The sequence below is a fragment of the Pantoea sp. RIT-PI-b genome, from assembly GCF_001187905.1.
Taxonomy (GTDB): Bacteria; Pseudomonadota; Gammaproteobacteria; order Enterobacterales; family Enterobacteriaceae; genus Pantoea; species Pantoea nemavictus.
In genome coordinates this window covers 35,994-55,480 of sequence record NZ_LGIS01000035.1, presented here as the reverse complement: position 1 = coordinate 55,480, position 19,487 = coordinate 35,994, and the positions used below count along the sequence as shown (strand labels likewise).

General features: G+C 58.5%; 17 protein-coding genes and 1 pseudogene. 9 read left to right on the top strand and 9 right to left on the bottom strand.

Going from position 1 to position 19,487, the window contains the following annotated elements:
* Both AC790_RS23995 and AC790_RS23990 read right to left on the bottom strand, forming a co-directional pair.
* Window positions 1-523, bottom strand: a pseudogene (locus AC790_RS23995) (transketolase); the annotation flags it as partial.
* A 29-nt stretch (window positions 524-552) separates the two neighbouring features.
* Complete coding sequence (locus AC790_RS23990; protein WP_049853530.1) at window positions 553-1,011, bottom strand: RpiB/LacA/LacB family sugar-phosphate isomerase; 459 nt, start codon at window positions 1,009-1,011, stop codon at window positions 553-555.
* Window positions 1,012-1,457: 446 nt separating this feature from the next.
* Here AC790_RS23990 and AC790_RS23985 point away from each other — a divergent pair, with 446 nt between their 5' ends.
* The 7 genes from AC790_RS23985 (at window position 1,458) to AC790_RS23955 (ending at window position 9,927) form a co-directional block, all read left to right on the top strand.
* Window positions 1,458-2,792, top strand: coding sequence for an MFS transporter (locus tag AC790_RS23985; protein WP_049853529.1), 1,335 nt, complete (start codon window positions 1,458-1,460; stop codon window positions 2,790-2,792).
* A 1-nt stretch (window position 2,793) separates the two neighbouring features.
* Window positions 2,794-4,539 (top strand): dihydroxyacetone kinase family protein, encoded by a 1,746-nt coding sequence (locus AC790_RS23980; protein ID WP_049853528.1) that lies wholly within the window; start codon window positions 2,794-2,796, stop codon window positions 4,537-4,539.
* A gap of 3 nt (window positions 4,540-4,542) precedes the next feature.
* Complete coding sequence (locus AC790_RS23975) at window positions 4,543-5,316, top strand: triose-phosphate isomerase family protein (protein ID WP_049853527.1); 774 nt, start codon at window positions 4,543-4,545, stop codon at window positions 5,314-5,316.
* On the top strand, window positions 5,316-6,125 hold the full coding sequence (locus AC790_RS23970; RefSeq protein ID WP_049853526.1) for a sugar phosphate isomerase/epimerase: 810 nt from the start codon (window positions 5,316-5,318) through the stop codon (window positions 6,123-6,125). Before AC790_RS23975 ends, AC790_RS23970 begins: the two co-directional genes overlap by 1 nt.
* A gap of 4 nt (window positions 6,126-6,129) precedes the next feature.
* Window positions 6,130-6,987: a phosphogluconate dehydrogenase C-terminal domain-containing protein gene (locus AC790_RS23965; RefSeq protein ID WP_007888325.1), complete on the top strand. Its 858-nt coding sequence runs from the start codon at window positions 6,130-6,132 to the stop codon at window positions 6,985-6,987.
* 205 nt (window positions 6,988-7,192) lie between these two features.
* Complete coding sequence (locus tag AC790_RS23960; protein WP_007888326.1) at window positions 7,193-8,158, top strand: sugar-binding transcriptional regulator; 966 nt, start codon at window positions 7,193-7,195, stop codon at window positions 8,156-8,158.
* 161 nt (window positions 8,159-8,319) lie between these two features.
* Window positions 8,320-9,927 (top strand): ABC transporter ATP-binding protein, encoded by a 1,608-nt coding sequence (locus AC790_RS23955; protein ID WP_049853525.1) that lies wholly within the window; start codon window positions 8,320-8,322, stop codon window positions 9,925-9,927.
* Here AC790_RS23955 and AC790_RS23950 read toward each other — a convergent pair.
* Genes AC790_RS23950 through AC790_RS23920 form a run of 7 tightly spaced genes read right to left on the bottom strand, consistent with a single transcriptional unit; the run spans window position 9,913 to window position 17,365 of the window.
* On the bottom strand, window positions 9,913-10,731 hold the full coding sequence (locus AC790_RS23950) for a rhodanese-like domain-containing protein (RefSeq protein ID WP_049853524.1): 819 nt from the start codon (window positions 10,729-10,731) through the stop codon (window positions 9,913-9,915). The genes AC790_RS23955 and AC790_RS23950 overlap by 15 nt on opposite strands.
* Complete coding sequence (locus AC790_RS23945; RefSeq protein WP_049853523.1) at window positions 10,721-11,704, bottom strand: ornithine cyclodeaminase; 984 nt, start codon at window positions 11,702-11,704, stop codon at window positions 10,721-10,723. Before AC790_RS23945 ends, AC790_RS23950 begins: the two co-directional genes overlap by 11 nt.
* Window positions 11,704-12,702, bottom strand: coding sequence for a 1-aminocyclopropane-1-carboxylate deaminase/D-cysteine desulfhydrase (locus tag AC790_RS23940; RefSeq protein WP_049853522.1), 999 nt, complete (start codon window positions 12,700-12,702; stop codon window positions 11,704-11,706). Before AC790_RS23940 ends, AC790_RS23945 begins: the two co-directional genes overlap by 1 nt.
* A gap of 2 nt (window positions 12,703-12,704) precedes the next feature.
* Complete coding sequence (locus tag AC790_RS23935; RefSeq protein WP_049853521.1) at window positions 12,705-14,105, bottom strand: M20 family metallopeptidase; 1,401 nt, start codon at window positions 14,103-14,105, stop codon at window positions 12,705-12,707.
* A complete protein-coding gene (locus AC790_RS23930; RefSeq protein ID WP_007888333.1) occupies window positions 14,102-15,016 on the bottom strand; it encodes an ABC transporter permease in 915 nt (304 codons plus the stop codon). The genes AC790_RS23935 and AC790_RS23930 overlap by 4 nt, the downstream gene beginning before the upstream one ends.
* 1 nt (window position 15,017) lies before the next feature.
* The gene (locus tag AC790_RS23925; RefSeq protein ID WP_049853520.1) at window positions 15,018-15,878 is read right to left on the bottom strand and encodes an ABC transporter permease; all 861 of its coding nucleotides are present in this window, start codon (window positions 15,876-15,878) and stop codon (window positions 15,018-15,020) included.
* A complete protein-coding gene (locus AC790_RS23920) occupies window positions 15,875-17,365 on the bottom strand; it encodes an ABC transporter substrate-binding protein (RefSeq protein WP_049853519.1) in 1,491 nt (496 codons plus the stop codon). Before AC790_RS23920 ends, AC790_RS23925 begins: the two co-directional genes overlap by 4 nt.
* A 168-nt stretch (window positions 17,366-17,533) precedes the next feature.
* Here AC790_RS23920 and AC790_RS23915 point away from each other — a divergent pair, with 168 nt between their 5' ends.
* A complete protein-coding gene (locus AC790_RS23915) occupies window positions 17,534-18,196 on the top strand; it encodes a GntR family transcriptional regulator (protein ID WP_007888336.1) in 663 nt (220 codons plus the stop codon).
* Between the two features lie 165 nt (window positions 18,197-18,361).
* Entirely contained in the window at window positions 18,362-19,462 is a 1,101-nt protein-coding gene (locus AC790_RS23910; protein ID WP_049853518.1) for an ABC transporter ATP-binding protein, read from the top strand.
* The last annotated feature ends 25 nt before the right edge of the window (window positions 19,463-19,487 follow it).

Below are 19,487 nucleotides of genomic sequence, written 5' to 3'. Positions count from 1 at the left end.
GCTTCGCGGTGCCGGCGATGGAGCACACTTCGTGTGAAATACCTTCCATCATGCAGCCGTCGCCCATAAACACGTAGGTGTTATGGTCTACGATGTCATGGCCCGGACGGTTGAACTGCGCCGCCAGGGTGCGCTCGGCAATGGCGAAGCCAACGGCGTTAGCGATGCCCTGGCCCAGCGGGCCGGTGGTGGTTTCCACGCCTGCGGTGTAGCCGTATTCCGGGTGGCCTGGCGTTTTCGAGTGCAGCTGACGAAAATTTTTTAATTCACTGAGCGGCAAATCGTAGCCGCTAAGGTGCAGCAGGCTGTAAATCAGCATTGAGCCGTGACCGTTAGACAGCACAAAGCGGTCGCGGTTGGCCCAGTTTGGATTACGCGGATTGTGTTGCAAAAAGTCGAGCCACAGCACTTCGGCGATATCCGCCATGCCCATCGGGGCACCCGGATGTCCCGAATTGGCTTGTTGTACGCTATCCATACTTAACGCACGAATGGCGTTGGCTCTTTCCCGGCGTGTAGACATAAGGTTCTCCAGAGGGGCGAGGTCGGCGCTTATTTAGCGTGGGACACTTGCTCGTAATAACCGATTTTCTCAACTTTGGCGGTTGATCCGCCGCCTTCGAATTCCGATGCCAGCCAGGCATTCACAATGTTCTTCGCCAGTTCAGGCCCGATAACGCGCGCGCCCATGGTCATGATCTGCGCGTTGTTGCTCTTGCGGGCACGCTCGGCGGAGAAGGTATCGTGGCACTGCGCGGCACGCACGCCTTCCACCTTGTTAGCGACAATCGCCACACCGATGCCGGTACCGCACAGCAGGATGCCGCGCTCAAACTCATTTTTCTGTATGGCCGTGGCCAGCGCAAATGCCACGTCCGGGTACATTGGACGGTCATTTTGCGCGTCATTGGTGTAGTCCGTCACCGCATACTCTTTCTCTTCCAGCAGCTTTTTAATCACATTTTTCAATTCGATAGCCGCATCATCGGCGCCAATTGCGATTGTTTTCATCATGGTACTCCAGCAGGGTATGCATTGACGCCTGCTCATTTGTTCCGCAGGCGAGAAGATGTTCAGCTACAGCCTGCCATAAATACAATCATATGTTCAATGGCTGTTCATATGAATAACCGTGATTGCCGCCGATAAATCCCGCGTAAAACCCCGCCCGCGCGCTGCTGCCCGCGCTTATCAGGGTAAAACTCCGATAATTTAGTCAAAATCAAATCTCATGAGCGCGCTCACACTTTCACGTGTTGCAGTTGAGGTGTGCACATTTATCCGTGTACTGTTCATATGTTCGCATGACTATACCAATGTACAAGAAGACCCATCGAGGACTCGAACATGTGTCATTTACACCGTACCTCTCAGTACTCCTGCAGCCAGCGCCCCTTTGGCGTTTGGTCAACACCACCAAAAGAAATGATCACTCACGCACGTCGTGGAGGTGCGTTATGAAACAACCAACAATGACGGCGGTGGAGCAATCCACCATCAGAAAAATCTCCTGGCGTTTAGTGCCGTTCGTGGCGCTGATGTTCTTTATTAACTTCCTCGATCGCACCGCGATTTCGTTTGCCGGCCCCAACGGCATGACGCAAGACCTCGGCCTCACCGCACTGCAGTTCGGCCTGGCGTCGGGCATCTTCTTTATTGGTTATATCCTGCTGGAAGTGCCGAGCAACCTGGCGCTGCATAAGTTCGGCGCGCGCCGCTGGCTGGCGCGTATCATGATCAGCTGGGGCATTGTCTCGCTGCTGTTCACATGGGTGAGCAGTGTGGAAGGTCTGTATACGCTGCGTTTGCTGTTGGGTATCGCCGAAGCCGGCTTCTTCCCTGGCGCGATTCTCTATCTCAGCATGTGGGTGCCGGGGCGTCATCGCAGCAAAATCCTGTCGCTGTTCTATCTTGCCCAACCGCTGACGGTGGTGTTCGGTGCGCCATTAGCCGCCTCACTGATTCAGCAGCATGGTCTGTTTGGCATGGAAGGCTGGCGCGTGATGTTTATGGGCGTCTCAATTCCAGCGATTCTGATTGGTATCGCCGCGCTGTTCTGGCTGGTGGATTCACCGCGTCAGGCCAAGTGGCTAACCGCTGAAGAGAAAACCTGGCTCACCGCTGAGCTTGAAGCCGAGCATCAGCAGAAGCAGGGCCATCAGAAACACAGCTTACGCTCAGTGATGGGTAATGGCCGCGTCTGGATGCTGTGCCTGATTTACTTCGGCTTTATCTATGGCCTGTATGCACTGGCGTTCTTCTTGCCGACCATCATCGCCGGCTTCCAACAGCAGTTCGGCACCACCTTCAACGTGATGCAAAAAGGGCTGATTACCGGCGTGCCATACCTGATCGCCGCCGTGGTGATGTTCTTCTGGTCGAAAGATGCCACCCGTCGCGGCTGCAAAACCTGGCACATCGCGATTCCGGCACTGGCAGGCGGCATCAGCGTACCGCTGGCGCTGTATATGGATTCGCCGTTCACCACCATCATGGTGATTGCGATCACCGCCAGTTCGATCTTCGCCGCACTGCCGAACTTCTGGACCTTACCGACGCAATTCCTGACCGGCGCCTCTGCTGCCGCAGCCATTGCCTTAATCAATACCTTAGGAAACGTAGCGGGCTTCTCCGCGGGCTACATTACCGGCGCGCTGCATGACGCCACCAACAGCTACGCCTTGCCGATGTTCGTGGTGGGTGGATTCATGCTGCTGTCAGCCTTCCTCATGCTGTTACTTAACCGCCGTCGCTCGCCGTCTCAGCCGACCTCTTTAGCTCAGGAGCATTAATATGACTTACCTGTTTAACCAACCTTCAGCCTTTGCCGCTGAGCTCATCGAAGGTTTTGTCGCCGCCAACGCTGACAAAGTCCGTCAGGTTGCTGGCGGCGTGGTGCGCAGCACGCGCAGCGAGCCGAATACCGTCGCGGTGATTGTGGGCGGCGGCTCCGGCCACTATCCGGCCTTCGCCGGGTTGGTTGGACAAGGTCTGGCACACGGCGCGGCGATGGGCAATTTATTCGCTTCACCGTCGGCGCAGCAGATTTACAACGTGGCACGAGCGGCGCATAACGGCGCGGGCGTGCTGCTGATGTTCGGCAACTACGCCGGTGATGTGCTGCACTTCGGCCAGGCGTGCGAACGCCTGCGCGCGGAAGGTATCCCTTGTGAAGTGCTGGCGGTGACCGACGATATCTCCAGCGCAGGCAAAGATGAGCTGGAGAAACGTCGCGGTGTGGCGGGCGATCTGTGCGTATTTAAAGCCGCCTGCGCCGCCGCCGAAGCGGGCCACGATTTATCACAGGTTCTGCAACTGGCGCAGCACGCCAATCAACGCACCCGCACCTTTGGCGTGGCATTTTCCGGCTGCAGCCTGCCGGGCGCGTCGCATCCGTTGTTCGAAGTGGAAAAAGGGCGCATGGCGCTCGGTCTCGGCATTCACGGCGAGCCGGGGATTAAAGAGACAGACATGCCAAGCGCCGATGAGCTGGCAGAGATCTTTATTGAGCGTCTGCTGAATGAACTGCCGGACGACATCCAGCAGGCCGAAGGTCAGCGCGTGGCGGTGATCCTCAACGGTTTGGGCTCGGTAAAATATGAAGAGCTGTTTGTCGTCTATCGCCGCGTGGCGCAGCTGCTCGACGCAGCCAAACTGCAGGTGGTTGAGCCGGATGTCGGCGAGTTCGTCACCAGCTTTAATATGGCTGGAGCTTCGCTGACGCTGATGTGGCTGGACGATCAGCTGGAAACCCTGTGGCGCGCGCCAACCAATACGCCAGCCTATCGCAAAGGGAGCGTATTGGTTGCTGAGCCGCTGAGCGCCGCCGAGCTGGAAGAGAGCAGTGAAGAGGCGTTGCCAACCGCAACGGTTGAGTCCCAGGAGAGCGCAAAGCGCGTGCTGCAGTTACTCGAATCCGTGGCGGAAATGTTACAGCGTAACGCTGAGCGTCTCGGCGATATCGATGCGGTGGCCGGTGACGGCGATCACGGTATTGGCATGGAGCGCGGCGTATTGGGTGCGGTTGAGAAAGCGCGTGACGTCGCCGCGCGCGGTGCCGGTGCCGGTAGTTTGCTATGCCGTGCGGCAGATGCGTGGGCCGATAAAGCCGGCGGCACCTCCGGCGCTTTATGGGGCGTGGCGCTCACCGCGCTCGGTACCGCGCTCGGCGATCGTCAGACGCCAGACGCACAGCGTGTGGCAACCGGCGTGCGCGAAGCCAAAGAGGGCATTATGCATTTTGGCAAGGCGCGGGTTGGCGATAAAACCATGGTCGATGTGTTGGTGCCGTTCAGCGACAGCCTGAATGAAGCGGTCGCCGCAGGTGCTTCGTTAACCGACGCCTGGCTAGCCGCGGCAAAGGTGGCAGATAAGGCAGCGCAGGATACCGCGCAGCTGGTGCCGAAGATGGGACGCGCGCGTCCGCTGGCAGAGAAAAGCGTGGGTACGCCAGATGCCGGAGCGATTTCGCTGGCGTTAATCGTCAATACCGTTGGCGATCTGCTAAAAGAACACAGTGCCTCGGAACAAGGAGCTTGAAGCATGTCTCAGCCAAAAATCTGGCTCGGCGTCAGTTTAAAAATGTATTTCGGCTATCAGCAAACGTTGCAGTGGTGCCGTGATGTGGCTGCCGTAGCGGAACATCCGGCAGTGAAAAGCGGCGAAGTGGGTCTGTTTGTGTTGCCGGCTTATCCCGCCATTCCCGCCGTAGCGGAGATCTTTGCCAACACGCCGATTCGCTTTGGCGGCCAGGATGTGTGTCAGGCAGAGAACGGCGCCTGGACCGGTGAAGTCAGCGCCAGCATGCTGCAAGAGTTAGGTTGTTCGCTGGCCGAGATTGGTCACGCCGAGCGTCGTCGTCATTTTCATGAAGACAAAGTGCAGATCGCCGCCAAAGTGGCGATGTCGCTGCGCCACGGCATAACGCCGGTGCTGTGCATTGGTGAAGAGCAGCAGGCGGAACCGCAGCAGGCGATCGCGCTGTGTGAACAGCAGCTGGCTGAAGCGCTGACCGAGGCCGCACAGCAAGGATTAAAAGGTGAGGTGTTCTTTGCCTACGAACCGCAATGGGCGATTGGCGCGCCACAACCGGCGCCAGACAGCTACATCCGCGCGGTGTGCGCCGGATTGCAGCAGTTGGCCACGCCGGCGGGCATCACCCTGAAAGTCATTTACGGCGGCAGCGCCGGGCCGGGACTGATTCAGCGCCTTGGTAGCGACGTCAACGGCTTGTTCCTTGGCCGTTTCGCCCACGATCCTAACGCGTTGGCACACATCATTGAGGAAGCCAGCGAACTGGCTCAGGAGCGCCGTTAATGAGCCGGATCGGACTCAGCACTTACGCCTTTTTCTGGCGCATGTCATCGAAAGTGCCCAATCCGCTGACGCTGGAGCAGATGCTGCAGCAGACCGCCGATCTCGATGTGTTGGTGTTTCAAATCTGCGACTATCCGGCGATTGAGAGCTGGTCAGACGCACAGCTGCTGGCATTGCGGCAGCAGGCCGATGCGCTGGGCATCACGCTGGAACTGGGGACGCGCGGCCTCGGCACTGCGCATCTGCAGCGTTATCTGCATATAGCGCACATCCTTGATGCACAGGTCGTGCGCTCGATGTTTTATACCGCCGACCATCGCCCGTCGCTGGATGAAGCCGCTGAACTGATTGCCGCCGTGTTGCCGGATTTCGCCCGCCAGCAGGTGCGTCTCTGTCTGGAGACCTATGAGCAGGTAAACAGCGGCGCGATGATGTCGGTGATCAACCGGTTCCTGTCGCCGTGGCTGGCGGTGTGTCTCGATCCCGCCAACTGTGTCGCCGGACTGGAGTTACCTGAGCAGGTAATCGCCAACACCGCCGCGCGCGTCGGCAATCTGCACATCAAAGACTTTGCCTTTACGCGCCGTGATGGCTGGGTCGGCTTTACGTTTGCCGGCTGCCCGATGGGCGAAGGCTTGCTGGATTATGACCGGATGATCGCCAGCGTGCGCCCGGCGGATAAAGGCATTAACCAAATCGTCGAACACTGGTTGCCATGGCAGGACGATGCCGCGGTAACCTGCGAGCGAGAAGCCGAATGGACTCGCCGCACCGTTGAATTCTTACGTAGTAAACAAGATCAGGAGTAATAACATGAGCGTGCAACTGAAAACCATCACCGTGATTGGCGCGGGCGGCAAAATGGGTATGCGTATTTCTGCCAACTTCCAGAAAAGCGATTACCAGGTATTTTACTGTGAGAACTCGCCGAAGGCACAAGAGCAGGTGAGCGCCCAGGGCCGCGAACTCTCTGATGCCGCCTCCGTGGTGCCGTTGAGTGATGTGGTGATTCTGGCGGTGCCTGATATCGTGCTGGGCAAAGTCTCTGAAGGCGTGGTTCCACAGATGAAACCGGGCGCGATTCTGCTGACGCTGGACCCGGCAGCGGCGTACGCCAATCTGATCGCCCATCGTGATGGCATCGAATACGCGGTAGCGCATCCTTGCCATCCGTCAGTGTTCCTTGAGCGTTACACCAAAGAGGAGCATGCCGATGCGTTCGGCGGCATTGCAGCCGTTCAGCATGTCGCGGCTTCTTATGAAAGCGGTTCTGATGAGCAGAAAGCCGAGCTGAGTAAGGTGATCAGCGTGATGTACGGCCCGGTTGAGCAAGTACATTGGGTAACCGTAACGCAACTGGCGTATCTGGAGCCGACGCTGGTGGAGACCGTCGCCTGCATGGTCGGCGCATTTATGAAAGAAGCGCTGGATGAAACCGTAAAACACAGCGGCGTACCGGAAGAGGCGGCCAAAGCGATGCTGTACGGCCATATTCAGATCGCGCTGGCGGTGGCGTTCCGCGCCACCAACCCGTTCTCAGATGCCTGCATGATCGCCATGGAGTACGGTCGCGAGAAGATTGTGAAACCAGACTGGAAGCAAATCTTCGATCAGAAAGAGCTGGATATCGTGATTGCCCGTATGCTGAAAATCGATGCGATCAAGCGCTAAGCGTGACGCGTCCTACGACTCGCGGCGCTGCTGTCTGGCGAAGCGAGTCGTATCAATGATATAACTCCCTGCCAAAGTTTACTTGCAGCACGCACATTCTGTAGCGGCGCGATTTATCGCGCAATAAATTGCGCCGCTACAGAATGTGCGGTTGCACAATCGAAAATCTGAGCATTCAGATATCACAAAACAAGACAGGTTACGGATGGAAAAAAACACGCTTTCTCAGGACTCCGAGCTGCTGACGGAAATTGCCGTCGCCTATTATCAGGACGAAATCACCCAGGAGGAGATTGCGCGTAAGTTTGGGATTTCTCGTATCAAAGTCGGCCGATTACTGAAGCGCGCCCGTGAAGAGGGCATCGTCGAAATTAACGTGCGTTATCATCCGGTATTCAGTACGCGTCTTGAACAACAGCTACAAAATCGCTTTCCGCAGCTGCAGCGTGCGCTGATTGCGCTCGATCAGCCGGATCAGGATGAGCAGCGACGTCAGGTCGCCGCGCTGGTGTCGTCACATCTGGCGCAGTCGTTAAAAGACGACGCGATTGTCGCCGTGGGGCAAGGACGTAATGTCGCCGCTGTCGCCGATTATCCCGGCCAGGTCCCGACGCGCAACTGCCTGTTCATCAGCGGTATTGGCGGCACCCATCGTCCGGGCGATGCCATCAACGCAGATCACATCAGCCGCCGCATGGCGAAGAAGTTTGGCGGCATCAGCGAAACGCTGTATGCGCCCGCCTATGTTGAAAATCGGGCGCTGCGTGATGCCTTTATGCAAAACGGCACCATCAAAGAGACGCTGGACCGCGCACGCAAAGCGGATGTGGCGCTGGTGGGGATCGGCGACATGAACGAAAACAGCTACATGGTTAAACTCGGCTGGTTTACGCCGCACGAAATCATCGATGCCAGCGTCAATCAGGGCGTCACCGGCGATGTCGCTGGCTATGACTTCTTCAATTCGCAGGGGCAGCACGTCGATACGGTGATGAACGACCGTGTTATTGGCCTCAGCATTGAAGAGTTACGCAAAATTCCCTGCGTGATTGCGATTGCCGCCGAAAATACTAAAGCGATGGCGATCCTCGGCGCGCTGCGTACCGGCGCGATTGATATTATTGCGACAACCGCGCAGAACATCCGCACGATTTTGAGTTTGTCGCAGTAGCGGCAAATTTCTGTTCATTTGGGTTTAGGTGAGGCGCCATCGCGCTTTGCCTGCCAGCAAACAGGCTTATTCCGCAACGCACAGTGTCATAACCTAACGGTCTTGTTCACCTTATGTGCAGGATATATCCTGTATTTTTCCCTGTTGAGAATCCCTGCCTGATGAATAACGCCCGCTTACTGTCGGTTGAACATCTCTCGCTGCACACTCACGATCAGCGCCTGCTGGTGGACAACGTCTCTTTCCATCTCGATCGGCAGGAGATCCTGGCATTGGTCGGTGAGTCGGGTTCCGGTAAAACCTTAACCTCGCTGGCCCTGATGAACTTACTGCCTGCCGGCGTGGAGCAGAGTGCCGGTCGCGTGGTGTTCAATGGCGAGCCGCTCGACGCACGTAAAACCCAGGCACTGCGCGGTTGCCGCATCGCTACGGTGTTCCAGGAGCCGATGACCAGCATGAATCCTACGCTGCGCATCGGTGAGCAGATCGCCGAAGTGCTGGTGCGCCATCGCCAGTTCAGCTGGAAACAGGCGCAGCAGGAAGCGATTGCGCTGCTGGATCGCGTTGGTATCGTCAATCCGGCGCAGCGTGCGCGCCAGTATATTCATCAGCTGTCGGGCGGGATGCGGCAACGCGTGATGATTGCCAGCGCCATCAGCGGTCAGCCGCAATTGTTGATTGCTGATGAGCCGACCACCGCGCTGGATGTCACGATTCAGGCGCAGATTCTGGCGCTGCTGCAGGAGCTACAGCAGGAGATGGGCATGGGGATCCTGTTGATCACCCACGATCTCTCGGTGGTGGCGCGCTACGCCGATCGCGTATGCGTGATGCAGCAAGGGCAGCTGGTTGAGCAGGGCGCGGTACTCAGCACGCTGGGCGCACCGACCCATGCTTACACACGCAAATTGATTGCTGCCTCGGCGGTGCAAATTCCGGACGCCATCAAACCGCAGGAACAGCCGCCGCTGCTGGTATTACGCGATATCTGCAAAAGTTATCCGCTACCGCGCCGTCTGCCGTTGTGGCCGGCCAAACGCCAAACCGTGTTGCATCCGGCCAATCTGTCGATTGCGCAGGGAGAAATTGTCGGGCTGATTGGTGAATCCGGCTCTGGCAAAACCACGCTGGGCAGCGCGGCGATAGGCCTGATTGCGGCAGACGGCGGCGAGGTGCATTTCGAAGGTCGCCATCTGCAAGGCCGTCAGCTGCACACCTTACGGCGTCACACGCAGATCATATTTCAGGATCCCTACGCCAGCCTCAATCCTAAGATCACGGTCGGTGAGCAGATTGCCGAACCGCTGCGCGTCTGGCAGCTGCGCAAAGGCGCGGCGGTGGATGAGCGGGTAAAAGAGCTGCTGACGTTAGTGGGATTGAAAGCGGAACATGCCGGACGTTTACCGGGCGCATTCTCCGGCGGTCAGCGTCAGCGTATTGCGATTGCGCGCGCGCTGGCAATGGAGCCAAAGCTGCTGGTGGCCGATGAAGCAGTGGCCGCGCTGGATTTGTCGGTGCGTGGGCAGATTCTGGCGCTGTTTAATACGTTGCGCCACAAGCTGGGATTATCGGTGCTGTTTATCAGCCACGATCTCAGCGCGGTGCGACAGCTGTGCGATCGCGTGGTGGTGATGTATCACGGCAAGATTGTCGAGTCAGGCGCCACGGCCAGCGTGATTAACCATCCGCAGGACAACTATACCCGCCAACTGCTTGCCGCCGCGCCTGACATTCAGCAGGCGTTAGCGCAACGTTCAGCTGCCGTGTAACAACGGCAGTTCGTGGTGTTCGGCCCATTCGTGCCAGGAACCGACGTAGATCGAAACATGCGGATAGCCCGCCAGTTTCAATGCCGTCAACACCGTGGCGGCGCGGGCACCGCGATGGCAATAAACCTGCAGTTTGGCACTTTTACTCAGTCCTGCCGCCGCGGCACGTGCGGCAATGTCCGCTGCGGGTAAGAAATGGCCGTTAGCAATGACATCTTCCCAAAACAACAGGGCAGAGTGAGGAATGCGTCCGGCGCGCTGACAGCAGGCGTGGACAAAACTGCCATCAAATTCGCTGGGGCGACGGGCATCGACGTTGATCACCGTCACGCCATCGGCCGCTAACACCGCTTCCCGGCTACACACCATCTCGGCATTCCACGCCAGCACCTGGGCTGCGGGAGGATGGGCCACCGAACGACTCAAACCCAAGCCTGGACTAAGCTCGAATCCCGCAGCTGTCCACGCATCCACGCCGCCATCCAGAATTAGCGCATCGTCGCGCTGCAGCAGCCACGCAAACCACGCCCCGCGCGGCGATCGCATGCCCACCTGCTGTTCAAAAAATACCGGCGTGGCGCCAGGCCAGGCGGTAAACATCGGTTGCAGCGCGGTGGCGGCTTCGGCTGCCATCACTGCTAACCCTTGCGCGCTGCAATCCTCAATAAAATAGTCGTAGACGTTACAGTGCTGCGCATCGGGCAAGGTGGCGCGTTGCCAGTCGGCAAACTCGCGCACGTCGATCAGCAGAAACGCTTCGCCGCGCGCCTGGCGCTGCTGGAGGGTGTGCACATCAATGATCATGCAGAACTCCCGAGAACAGTGACTGCAGCGATCCCAGCTCATCGTGTTCGGCGGCCTGTAACACGCGGGCGGCGAGGGCGATATCAAATACGTTCAGGCCAAACGAGGAGAAATAGACGCTGTCATCCCTCTCCGGACGCCAGTTATCGAGTAGCAGCGCAGCGAGGTCAGCCGCCACCTCCTGCTCACGGAACTCACCAGCGCGGAACATCTGAAACAGACTTTTAGCGCTGCGCTGGGCGAAGTCGCCCCAGGCATCGACCACCACTTTGCTGCTGGCTCTGATCGCGGCAAAACTGACTTCGTGGTAGCCCACCTGCACAATAATCCTGCCGGGACGTACCGCCGCCGCATCGACAATCGGCTGCGCGGCGCTGGTACAGGTCAGCACCGCATCATAAGGCTGCGCTAAGGCGAGCGGCAGATCGGTTTCGATTTGCACTTCGCGAAATGTGCTGAGTTTATAAGGCGAGCGATTCCACACGCCAATTTGCTCCAGCTGCGGAAACAGCTGTTGCAACATGCGCAGATGGGCCTGCGCATGCAGACCGGCACCGAGCACCAGCACGCTTTTCACCGGACGCGGTGCCGCGAGCTGGAGCGCCAGCGCGCTCACCGCCGCCGTACGCGCGGCGGTTAACGCACCGCTGGCCAGCAGACCCCGCGGAATGCCGCTGTGCGCATCGTTGATTAACGTTAAGGCCAGCGCCGCAGGCAGTGCATCCGGTCGCTGTGGACGATGTGCTGTCCACTTTACGCCCGCAGCGTTGTAGCTGCCGCCGACGCGCGCCGGTAAGGCATAGGCTTTACCCAACGGCGTACCGAGGTCGATGTGATTTTCGGCGGGCATCTGCGCCTCGCCAAGGCGCATCAGGCGAACCACCGCTTTGACATCGTCCAGCGCCAGCGCAACATCGTCGCCACCCAGCTGTGCAACGGTGGCTTCATCCAGCACCCGCAACATGGCGTCCATTACTGCTCCAGCAGACGGTCGGCGAACGGATAGAGCGCCGGAGAACCGCCACAGTGCACAAAGGTGACGCGCGATCCTTGTGGGATGCGCCCAAGTTCCACCAGCGAGAACAGGCCGTGCATGGCTTTACCGGTATACACCGGGTCCAGCAATACGCCTTCCAGCTGAGCAAGTTTGTAGATAGCGTCGATACCGCCGTCCGACGGCACGCCATACGCCTGACCCACGTAGCCATCTTCAATCCAGATGTCGTCCGGCTGCCACCGTTGCGGCCACTGCAGCAGATCGGCACAATCCTGCGCCATGCCGGCAATACGTGGCTGGAACCAGTCGGCTTTGGCGCTGACGCTTACACCAATCACTTGGGTCTCGGGCCAATAGTTGCGCGTACCGACATGCAGTCCCGCCAGCGTGCCGCCGGAACCGGTAGGAGCGACGATGAAGTCGGGCGCAGGCGTCTGGCTCGGTGCCAGCTGCGCCGCCATCTCTTCCACTGCCCGCACATAACCCAACGCGCCAAGTGGCGTGGCGCCACCCAGCGGAATAATCATTGGGGTTTCACCCTGGGCGATCGCCGCATCAGCATGCGCCTGCATCGCACCTTCAATCTGCGTGAAGTAGCCGTCGGGGTCGAGGAACTGCACCTCGGCCCCAAACAGCTTGTCCAATAGCAGATTACCTTGCCAGTTGGCGGGCGGATTGCCCCGCAGCACCAGCACCGGACGCATGCCAAACTTGCGCGCCGCGGCGGCCACCATGCGGGCGTGGTTCGACTGATGCCCGCCGGTGGTGATCACCACATTGACGCCTGTTTTGCAGGCCTCCGCCATCAGGTACTCCAGCTTGCGGACTTTATTGCCGCCGCCGCCGAAGCCACTGTAGTCATCGCGTTTGATCGTCAGCGTAATCCCAAGTGCCTCACTGAGCCGCGGCAGCGGCTCGTGAGGCGTGGGGAAGAAGCCGAGCGGAACGCGTTCAAACTCTTCAACTGATTTCATTTTTATAGCCTTGTATTTTTATGTACTGCGGTGTTTCCCTGGTGTGGCGCGACCCGGCCAATGGCCGAATCATTGAATGCGGTGAGCCATAGGCTCATGGATTGCAGGAAGCGTTCCAGTCCTGCCAGCGTAACAAACTCATTGACGGCATGGGCGTTACCACCGTGGCCTAATCCGCCGATCAGAAAGGCGGGCGCGACGGCGGCGAAGGCATAGGCGGGCGCGCAGCCCGGTGCCCACGGCCAGATTTGCGGAGCGGCACCCAGCGTTTGATAGCTGGCGATCAGTGCATCGACGCCGCTGGCGTGGCGGCTAAAACGCATGCCGGGGTAGCGGTCGAACAGCTGCAGTTCGCTACCGGCTAAATCCGGCTGCGCCAGGCGCTGCTGAACGGTGGCGATCATCGCGTCCTGATCGAAGCCCGGCGGAATGCGAAAAGCTAATTCGGCGCTGGCGCGAAACGGAATCACACCGCGTCCGCCTGGCGGATCGCTGTGCAGTTCGGCCAGCGTTAATACCGCGCTGCCAAGTAGCGTTTGCAGGCAGCTCAGGGTGTCGCCTTCGATCATCAGGCGCTGGCTGCGACGAAAACGCAGTTCGTCATGGATGCTGAACCGCTCGGCTAAGCTCGCCAGCAGCGGATTCGCTTCATCATCGGGCGTGCTGCACGCCAGCACACCGCTGTGTTCGGCCGGTGCGATGGCATGCAATGCCTGCACCAGGCGCCACGCGGGATTGGCGATCCAGCCGGCATTGCTGGCATGAATCGCTGAAGACGGTCCGCCCCAGTCGCCGCCGGTTACGCTCAGACGCCCGGAAGCCAGTCCGGTAAAGCCGAGGTAAACCCGCGGTGCGCCGCCGCCGTATTCGCACAGTGACGGGAACAGCACCGCTTCGGCGGGGGCGATCGGGCAAGGCTGCTGCGCCAGATAACGCCGTAGCGCGCCGCTGCCTATCTCTTCTTCACCCTCAAGCAGGATTTCGATATTGAAATCGAGTTGCTGATTCTGCTGCAGCTCACGCAGCAGGATCAGCAGCGCGGCAACCGGACCTTTATTATTCTCGGCGCCGCGCCCGACAAACACCGCGCCGAGGTCATCCCAGTGACAAACGCCGCCGACAAACGGTGACACATCCCAACCGGCATCATCCGCAGGCATCACGTCGTACATGTTGTACAGCACCACGGTTTTGTCGCTGCCGTTATCGATGCGTACATGCACCAGCGGTGGAGCGTCGTCGTTTTGCGACGCCACCGGATAAACGATCGTGGCGTGCAACTGCTCCACCATCCACTGTTCCAGCCAGGCGGCTAACCCGCGCTGTGCGGCGAGCTGACTGGCCACGCTCGGCCAGCGCGTCAATTCACTCAGCAGATCTAAGGTGGCAGCAAGGCGACTCATAAACGAATCCTCGGGTTTAGCACCAGATAGAGCAGGTCGATCAGCAGGTTAATCGCCACAAACACCACCGCGGCGAGTAACACGATGGCCTGCACCAGCGGGAAGTCGCGGTTTTGAATCGCCTGAATCGCCAGACGACCAATGCCCGGCCACGCAAAAATAATTTCTGTCACCAACGCACCGCCGAGCAGCGAGGCGAAATACATGCCTTGCACGGTGATCACCGGAATCAGCGCGTTGCGTAAACCATGTCGCACCACGATGCGCCAGGCGCTGAGCCCTTTGGCGCGCGCGGTGCGGATATAATCCTGTTGCAATACGTCCAGCAGGCTGGCGCGCGTCAGGCGAGCCACGGCGCTCATGTAAAAGGCGCCAAGGCTCAGCGCGGGCATCACCAGCGCGGCGAAGGTGCCGTAACCGCTGGAGGGCAGCCACTGTAATTTCAGGCTAAACAGCAAAATCAGCAGCAATCCCAGCCAAAACACCGGGATCGCCTGGCCGGAAAAAGCCAGCAGGCGGCAGACCAAATCCCACAGGCTGTGCGGGCGCAAGGCGCTGATAATACCCAGCAGCAAACCCAGCAGTGAACTCCATGCCAGCGCACTCACCGCTAGTAGCGCAGTGGCAGGTAAGCGTTCGGCAATCAAAGCCAGCACCGGCTGGCTGTAACGCAGCGATTCACCAAAGTCGCCGTGCAGCACGCCGCCGAGATAGTGGCTGTACTGCCAAATCAGCGGACGATCAAAGCCCATGCTGTGGCGAAAGGTGTCAATCTCCTGCTGGCTGGAACCGGGCGGCATCATCAGCGCCGCCGGATCGCCCGTCATATGCAGGCTAAAGAAAATCAGCAGCGAAACGCCGAGCAGCACTAGCAACGATTGACCAAGGCGATTGAGCAGAATGTTCAGCATCTTAATCCAGCCTTGTGTGCGTACGGCGTAACAGCGCATCGCCGAGCAGGTTGCAGCCAATCACCAGCGCAGCAATCACCAGGCCGGGATAGAGCACCAGCCACTGCGACAACAGCATATACGAGCGGCCTTCGCCGATCAGATTACCCAGCGTCGGCGTCGGTGGCTGAATACCCATGCCAAGAAAGCCCACCGACGCTTCCAGCACAATCAGGCGCGGGATATCCAGCGTCAGCAACACCACCAGCGGCGTCAGCAGATTGGGCAGGATATGGCGCAGCAGCACGCGCAGCGGCGAGAAGCCCATGGCGCGCACCGCCTGGATGTACTCGAGCTCGCGAATTTCTAAGGTTTTGGCGCGCGCCACGCGGGCATAAATTGCCCAGCTGGTGCAGCCCATAATCACAATGATGTTGGTGAGCGATGCGCCCATCAGCGCAATCACCAACAGAATTAACAGAATAAACGGCACCGCCAGCTGGATGTCGATCAAGCGCATGATCAGCGCATCAACCCAACCGCCGGCATAGCCTGCAATCATCCCCAGCGCCACGCCAATCACCGCGCCAATCGCGGCGGCGACTAATACCACCAGCAGCGACAATCGGGTGCCAGAGAGAATACGCGATAACAGGTCACGGCCAAGCTGGTCGGTACCGAGCCAGTGAGTGGCTTGCGCGCCGGAACTGCCCGGCGGCATGAACATCTCATTCAGGTTATTGCTTAATGCATCGGGCAACGGCAGCCAGGGAGCGATCAGCGCCGCAACAATCACCACCATCAGCAAAAGAGAGCCAATCAGCGCATCGCCGTAAATCAGGCGGCGCGGACGGCGCTGCAGCACGGTGCCCGGCGAGATCATTTCAGCCTCAGGTCAAACAGCGGGATGCGGGCATCGACGCGGCCTTTGAAATTGAGCGAGGTGCTGTGCGCATACAAGGTATCTTCACGATACAGCGGCAGCAGCGGCTGTTGCTCCGCCACGCGTTGCTGAATCTGCTCTAACACTTTTTTGCGTTCAGCGGGATCGACAATCTGACGGCTGCGATCGAGCAACTTGTCGAGTTCGGCATCATGCACGGTGGAATAGGGCTCGCAGCTGCGCAGAATCGGGAACAGCGCGGCATCGGCATCCAGCGTCTGGGTTGAGCCCCACGCCAGCATGTACATCGGTGCCTGTTTCTGCGACGCCACCTGCTGGGTATAAACCGACCACTCCGGCACTTCCAGCTCGGCTTTCACGCCGATGGCACTTAAATCCTGCACGATGGCTTGCGCTACATCAGCGCTGGCAATGTAGCGGCGCGGTGCCTGAAAGCGCAAGGTGAAGCCGTTAGCGTAACCGGCGGCTGCCAGCAGCGATTTGGCTTTAGCCACATCCTGCGCGCTGGCTGGTACTGCCAGGTAACCAAAATCATTGGCGCCGGCCATGGTGCCGGTTGGCGTGCCGAAACCGTGCAGCAGCTGTTGGGTATACGCCTGGCGGTTCAACGCCAGCGACAATGCCTGACGCACGCGCACATCACTCAGCGGTTTCTCATCATCTTTAAGGCCGAGGTAAATGGTTAACCCGCCACCTTTCACCTGCTCCAGCTCAACGTTAGGGCGGTTTTTCAGCGCGGGCACTAAATCGGCCGGTACGCTTTCAATCAGCTGCACTTCGCCGGTCAGCAGCGCGGTGAGACGCGCAGTGGCTTCAGGAATCGGGCGCCAGGTGACGCGATCGATGGCCGGTTTGCCGCGCCAGTAGGTTTCATTGGCAACCATCACCACTTTTTCGTCCGGGATGAAGCTATCGAGCTTATAAGCGCCGCTACCAATCGGTTTGCGCGCGAACTCGCTGGCACCCACTTTTTTCACATACGCAGGCGGCACGATGTAGGCCGGATAGCGGCTCATGCGCGTCGGCAGCAGCGGATCCGGACCGTTGGTGTGGATCTGCAGCTGATAATCGTTGATCACCTCAACCGATTTGATGGTGCGGATATAAGAGATGGTAGGGGCGTGATTGGCAGGGTCTAAAATACGCTCAATGGAGAATTTTACGGCTTCGGCGTTGACCGGCTCGCCATCGGTAAATTTCACGCCCTGGCGCAGGGTAAATTGCCAGGTGGTGTCGTTGATTGCTTTCCACTCAGTGGCTAAGCCCGGCTGTAATGACATGTCATCAGCGCGGCGCACTAAGGTATCGAAAATATTGTCTACCAGCGTGGCAGATTCTTTGAGAAAGCCTGGATCCATCGCCGTGGCGGACGTAGGTTGGCCAATGGTCAGTTCAGCTGCCTGTACGGCTGGCATCAGAGCAAATAGCAACGCGGTGGTGGCAAACTTCACTGCAGGTAGTCTCATAACGTTTCCCAAAATTGCCAACGGCAAGGTAGTGAAAAGAGTGGATACTGCCAGAATCAAGACTGTGCTTATTTGTAATACATGATATATCCTATAATCTGTGATGTTGGCAATAAAACATTAAAAATAACTTACCATTTGCGGATTCCAGTAAAAGGCTCTTAACCTATGATCGAAATGGATAAAGCGCAGCGGATGAGTTTGACCGCGCAGGTGGAATCGTCGCTGCGTAGCGCGCTGATTGTCGGCAAGCTGAAACCTGGCGCACGGCTGGTGACGCGCGATCTGGCGGCCCAACTCGGCACCAGTATCACGCCGGTTCGTGAAGCGTTGTTGCGACTGGTTTCTGCCGGTGCGCTGGATGCCACGCCCGCCGCGGCCTTTCTGGTGCCAGAAATGTCACGCCAGCGTTATGATGAAATTACGCTAATCCGTAAGCAGCTTGAAGGTTTAGCGGTGAAGGCCGCCACGCCATTTGTGGGGAAAAAACAGATTACCGAGCTGAAAAAACTCTGTGCGCGCTTTATGCAGGCCAAGCAGAGCGGTGATGCGGAAGCGGCGTTAGAAGCCAATCGTGCGTTTCGGTTTACCTTGTACAGCTACGCGCAAATGCCGACGCTGGAGGCGCTCATCGAACAGCTGTGGGTGCAAATTGGGCCGTGCTTTAACTACCTCTATCCCCAGCCCACCGAAGTCGTGAACGGGCATCACAACTATGATCGTTTACTGGACGCGCTACAGGCAGGCGACGCTGTTACCAGCGAAAAGATCCTGCTGAAAGCGATTGATGATGGCGCCGAGATACTCAAGCAGCACTATTTTAACCCGTAAAAAATCCCAAGTGCGCGATGACTCGCGCCGCTACCAAGGCGTGCAAATCGTTGTAGCGGCGCAATTGATTGCGCATCTGTTTAACCGCGCAGTCACCGCAATGACATAAATCCTTCATTTCCTTCCGCTAGCTTACCGCCATTCTGATTTTTGGATTGCGCATGCATGAGCCACCTTTCGCTTCATCACATCACCAAAGCCTGGGGCGAGAAAATCGCCCTGGATGATATTAGTTTTGCGGCGGCAGAAGGCAGCTTTGTGGCGCTGCTGGGTCCATCGGGTTGCGGTAAGTCGACGCTGCTACGCACCATTGCTGGACTGGAAACCGCCGATGAGGGCGCGATCCACTTCAACCATACTGACATCACGCATCTGCCGCCGTCGCAGCGCAAGCTCTCCATGGTCTTTCAATCCTACGCGCTGTTTCCGCACCTCAACGTGCGCGAGAACCTGCTGTTTGGCTTGAAAGCGCGGGGGGAAGACAAGCAGACCTATGCTGCGCGTTTGGATGAGGTGAGCAAGCTGATGGAGTTGGATCAACTGCTGGCGCGCTTGCCGTCGCAGCTCTCCGGCGGACAGCAGCAACGCGTGGCGTTGGGCAGAGCGGTCATCGCCAATAACACGCTGTGCTTAATGGATGAGCCGCTATCGAATCTTGATGCCAAGCTGCGGCAAAGCATGCGCCGTGAAATCCGCGCGCTGCAGAAGAAACTCGGTTTAACCTTGCTGTACGTCACGCACGACCAGACCGAAGCGATGAGCATGGCCGATAGCATTATCCTGCTCAACGATGGCCGCATTGAACAGCACGGCACGCCGGACCAACTCTATAACCAACCCGCCACTATTTTCGCCGCGCAGTTTATCGGCGCGCCGCCCATGAATATTCTGCCGCTGCAACGCAACGGATCTCATCACTACCTGATGCATCTCAGCGCACCGGTGGTGGAGTACCGCGAAGCGACGCTGAGCCTTGGATTACGCGCTGAAGATATTCAGCTGATGGCGCCGGAACAGGCGGCACTGACTGCACGGGTGATCAGCGCTGAATATATGGGTGCCGATACCTTGCTGGTGTGCGTGCTGCCGGGCATTGAGCCGCCGTTGACGGTTAAAGTGCCGGGAATGCAGCGCTTCAGCGACGGCAGCGAAGTGGGATTGCAGTGGTCCGCCGCCCGACAATATCTGTTCCACAGCGAGAGCGGTAAGCGCTGCCTCCCCGCTGAACAACAGTTGTTTGCTGCACAGAAAAAATACGCCGTTTAACCATTGTCATTTGCTGAAGGGAAAA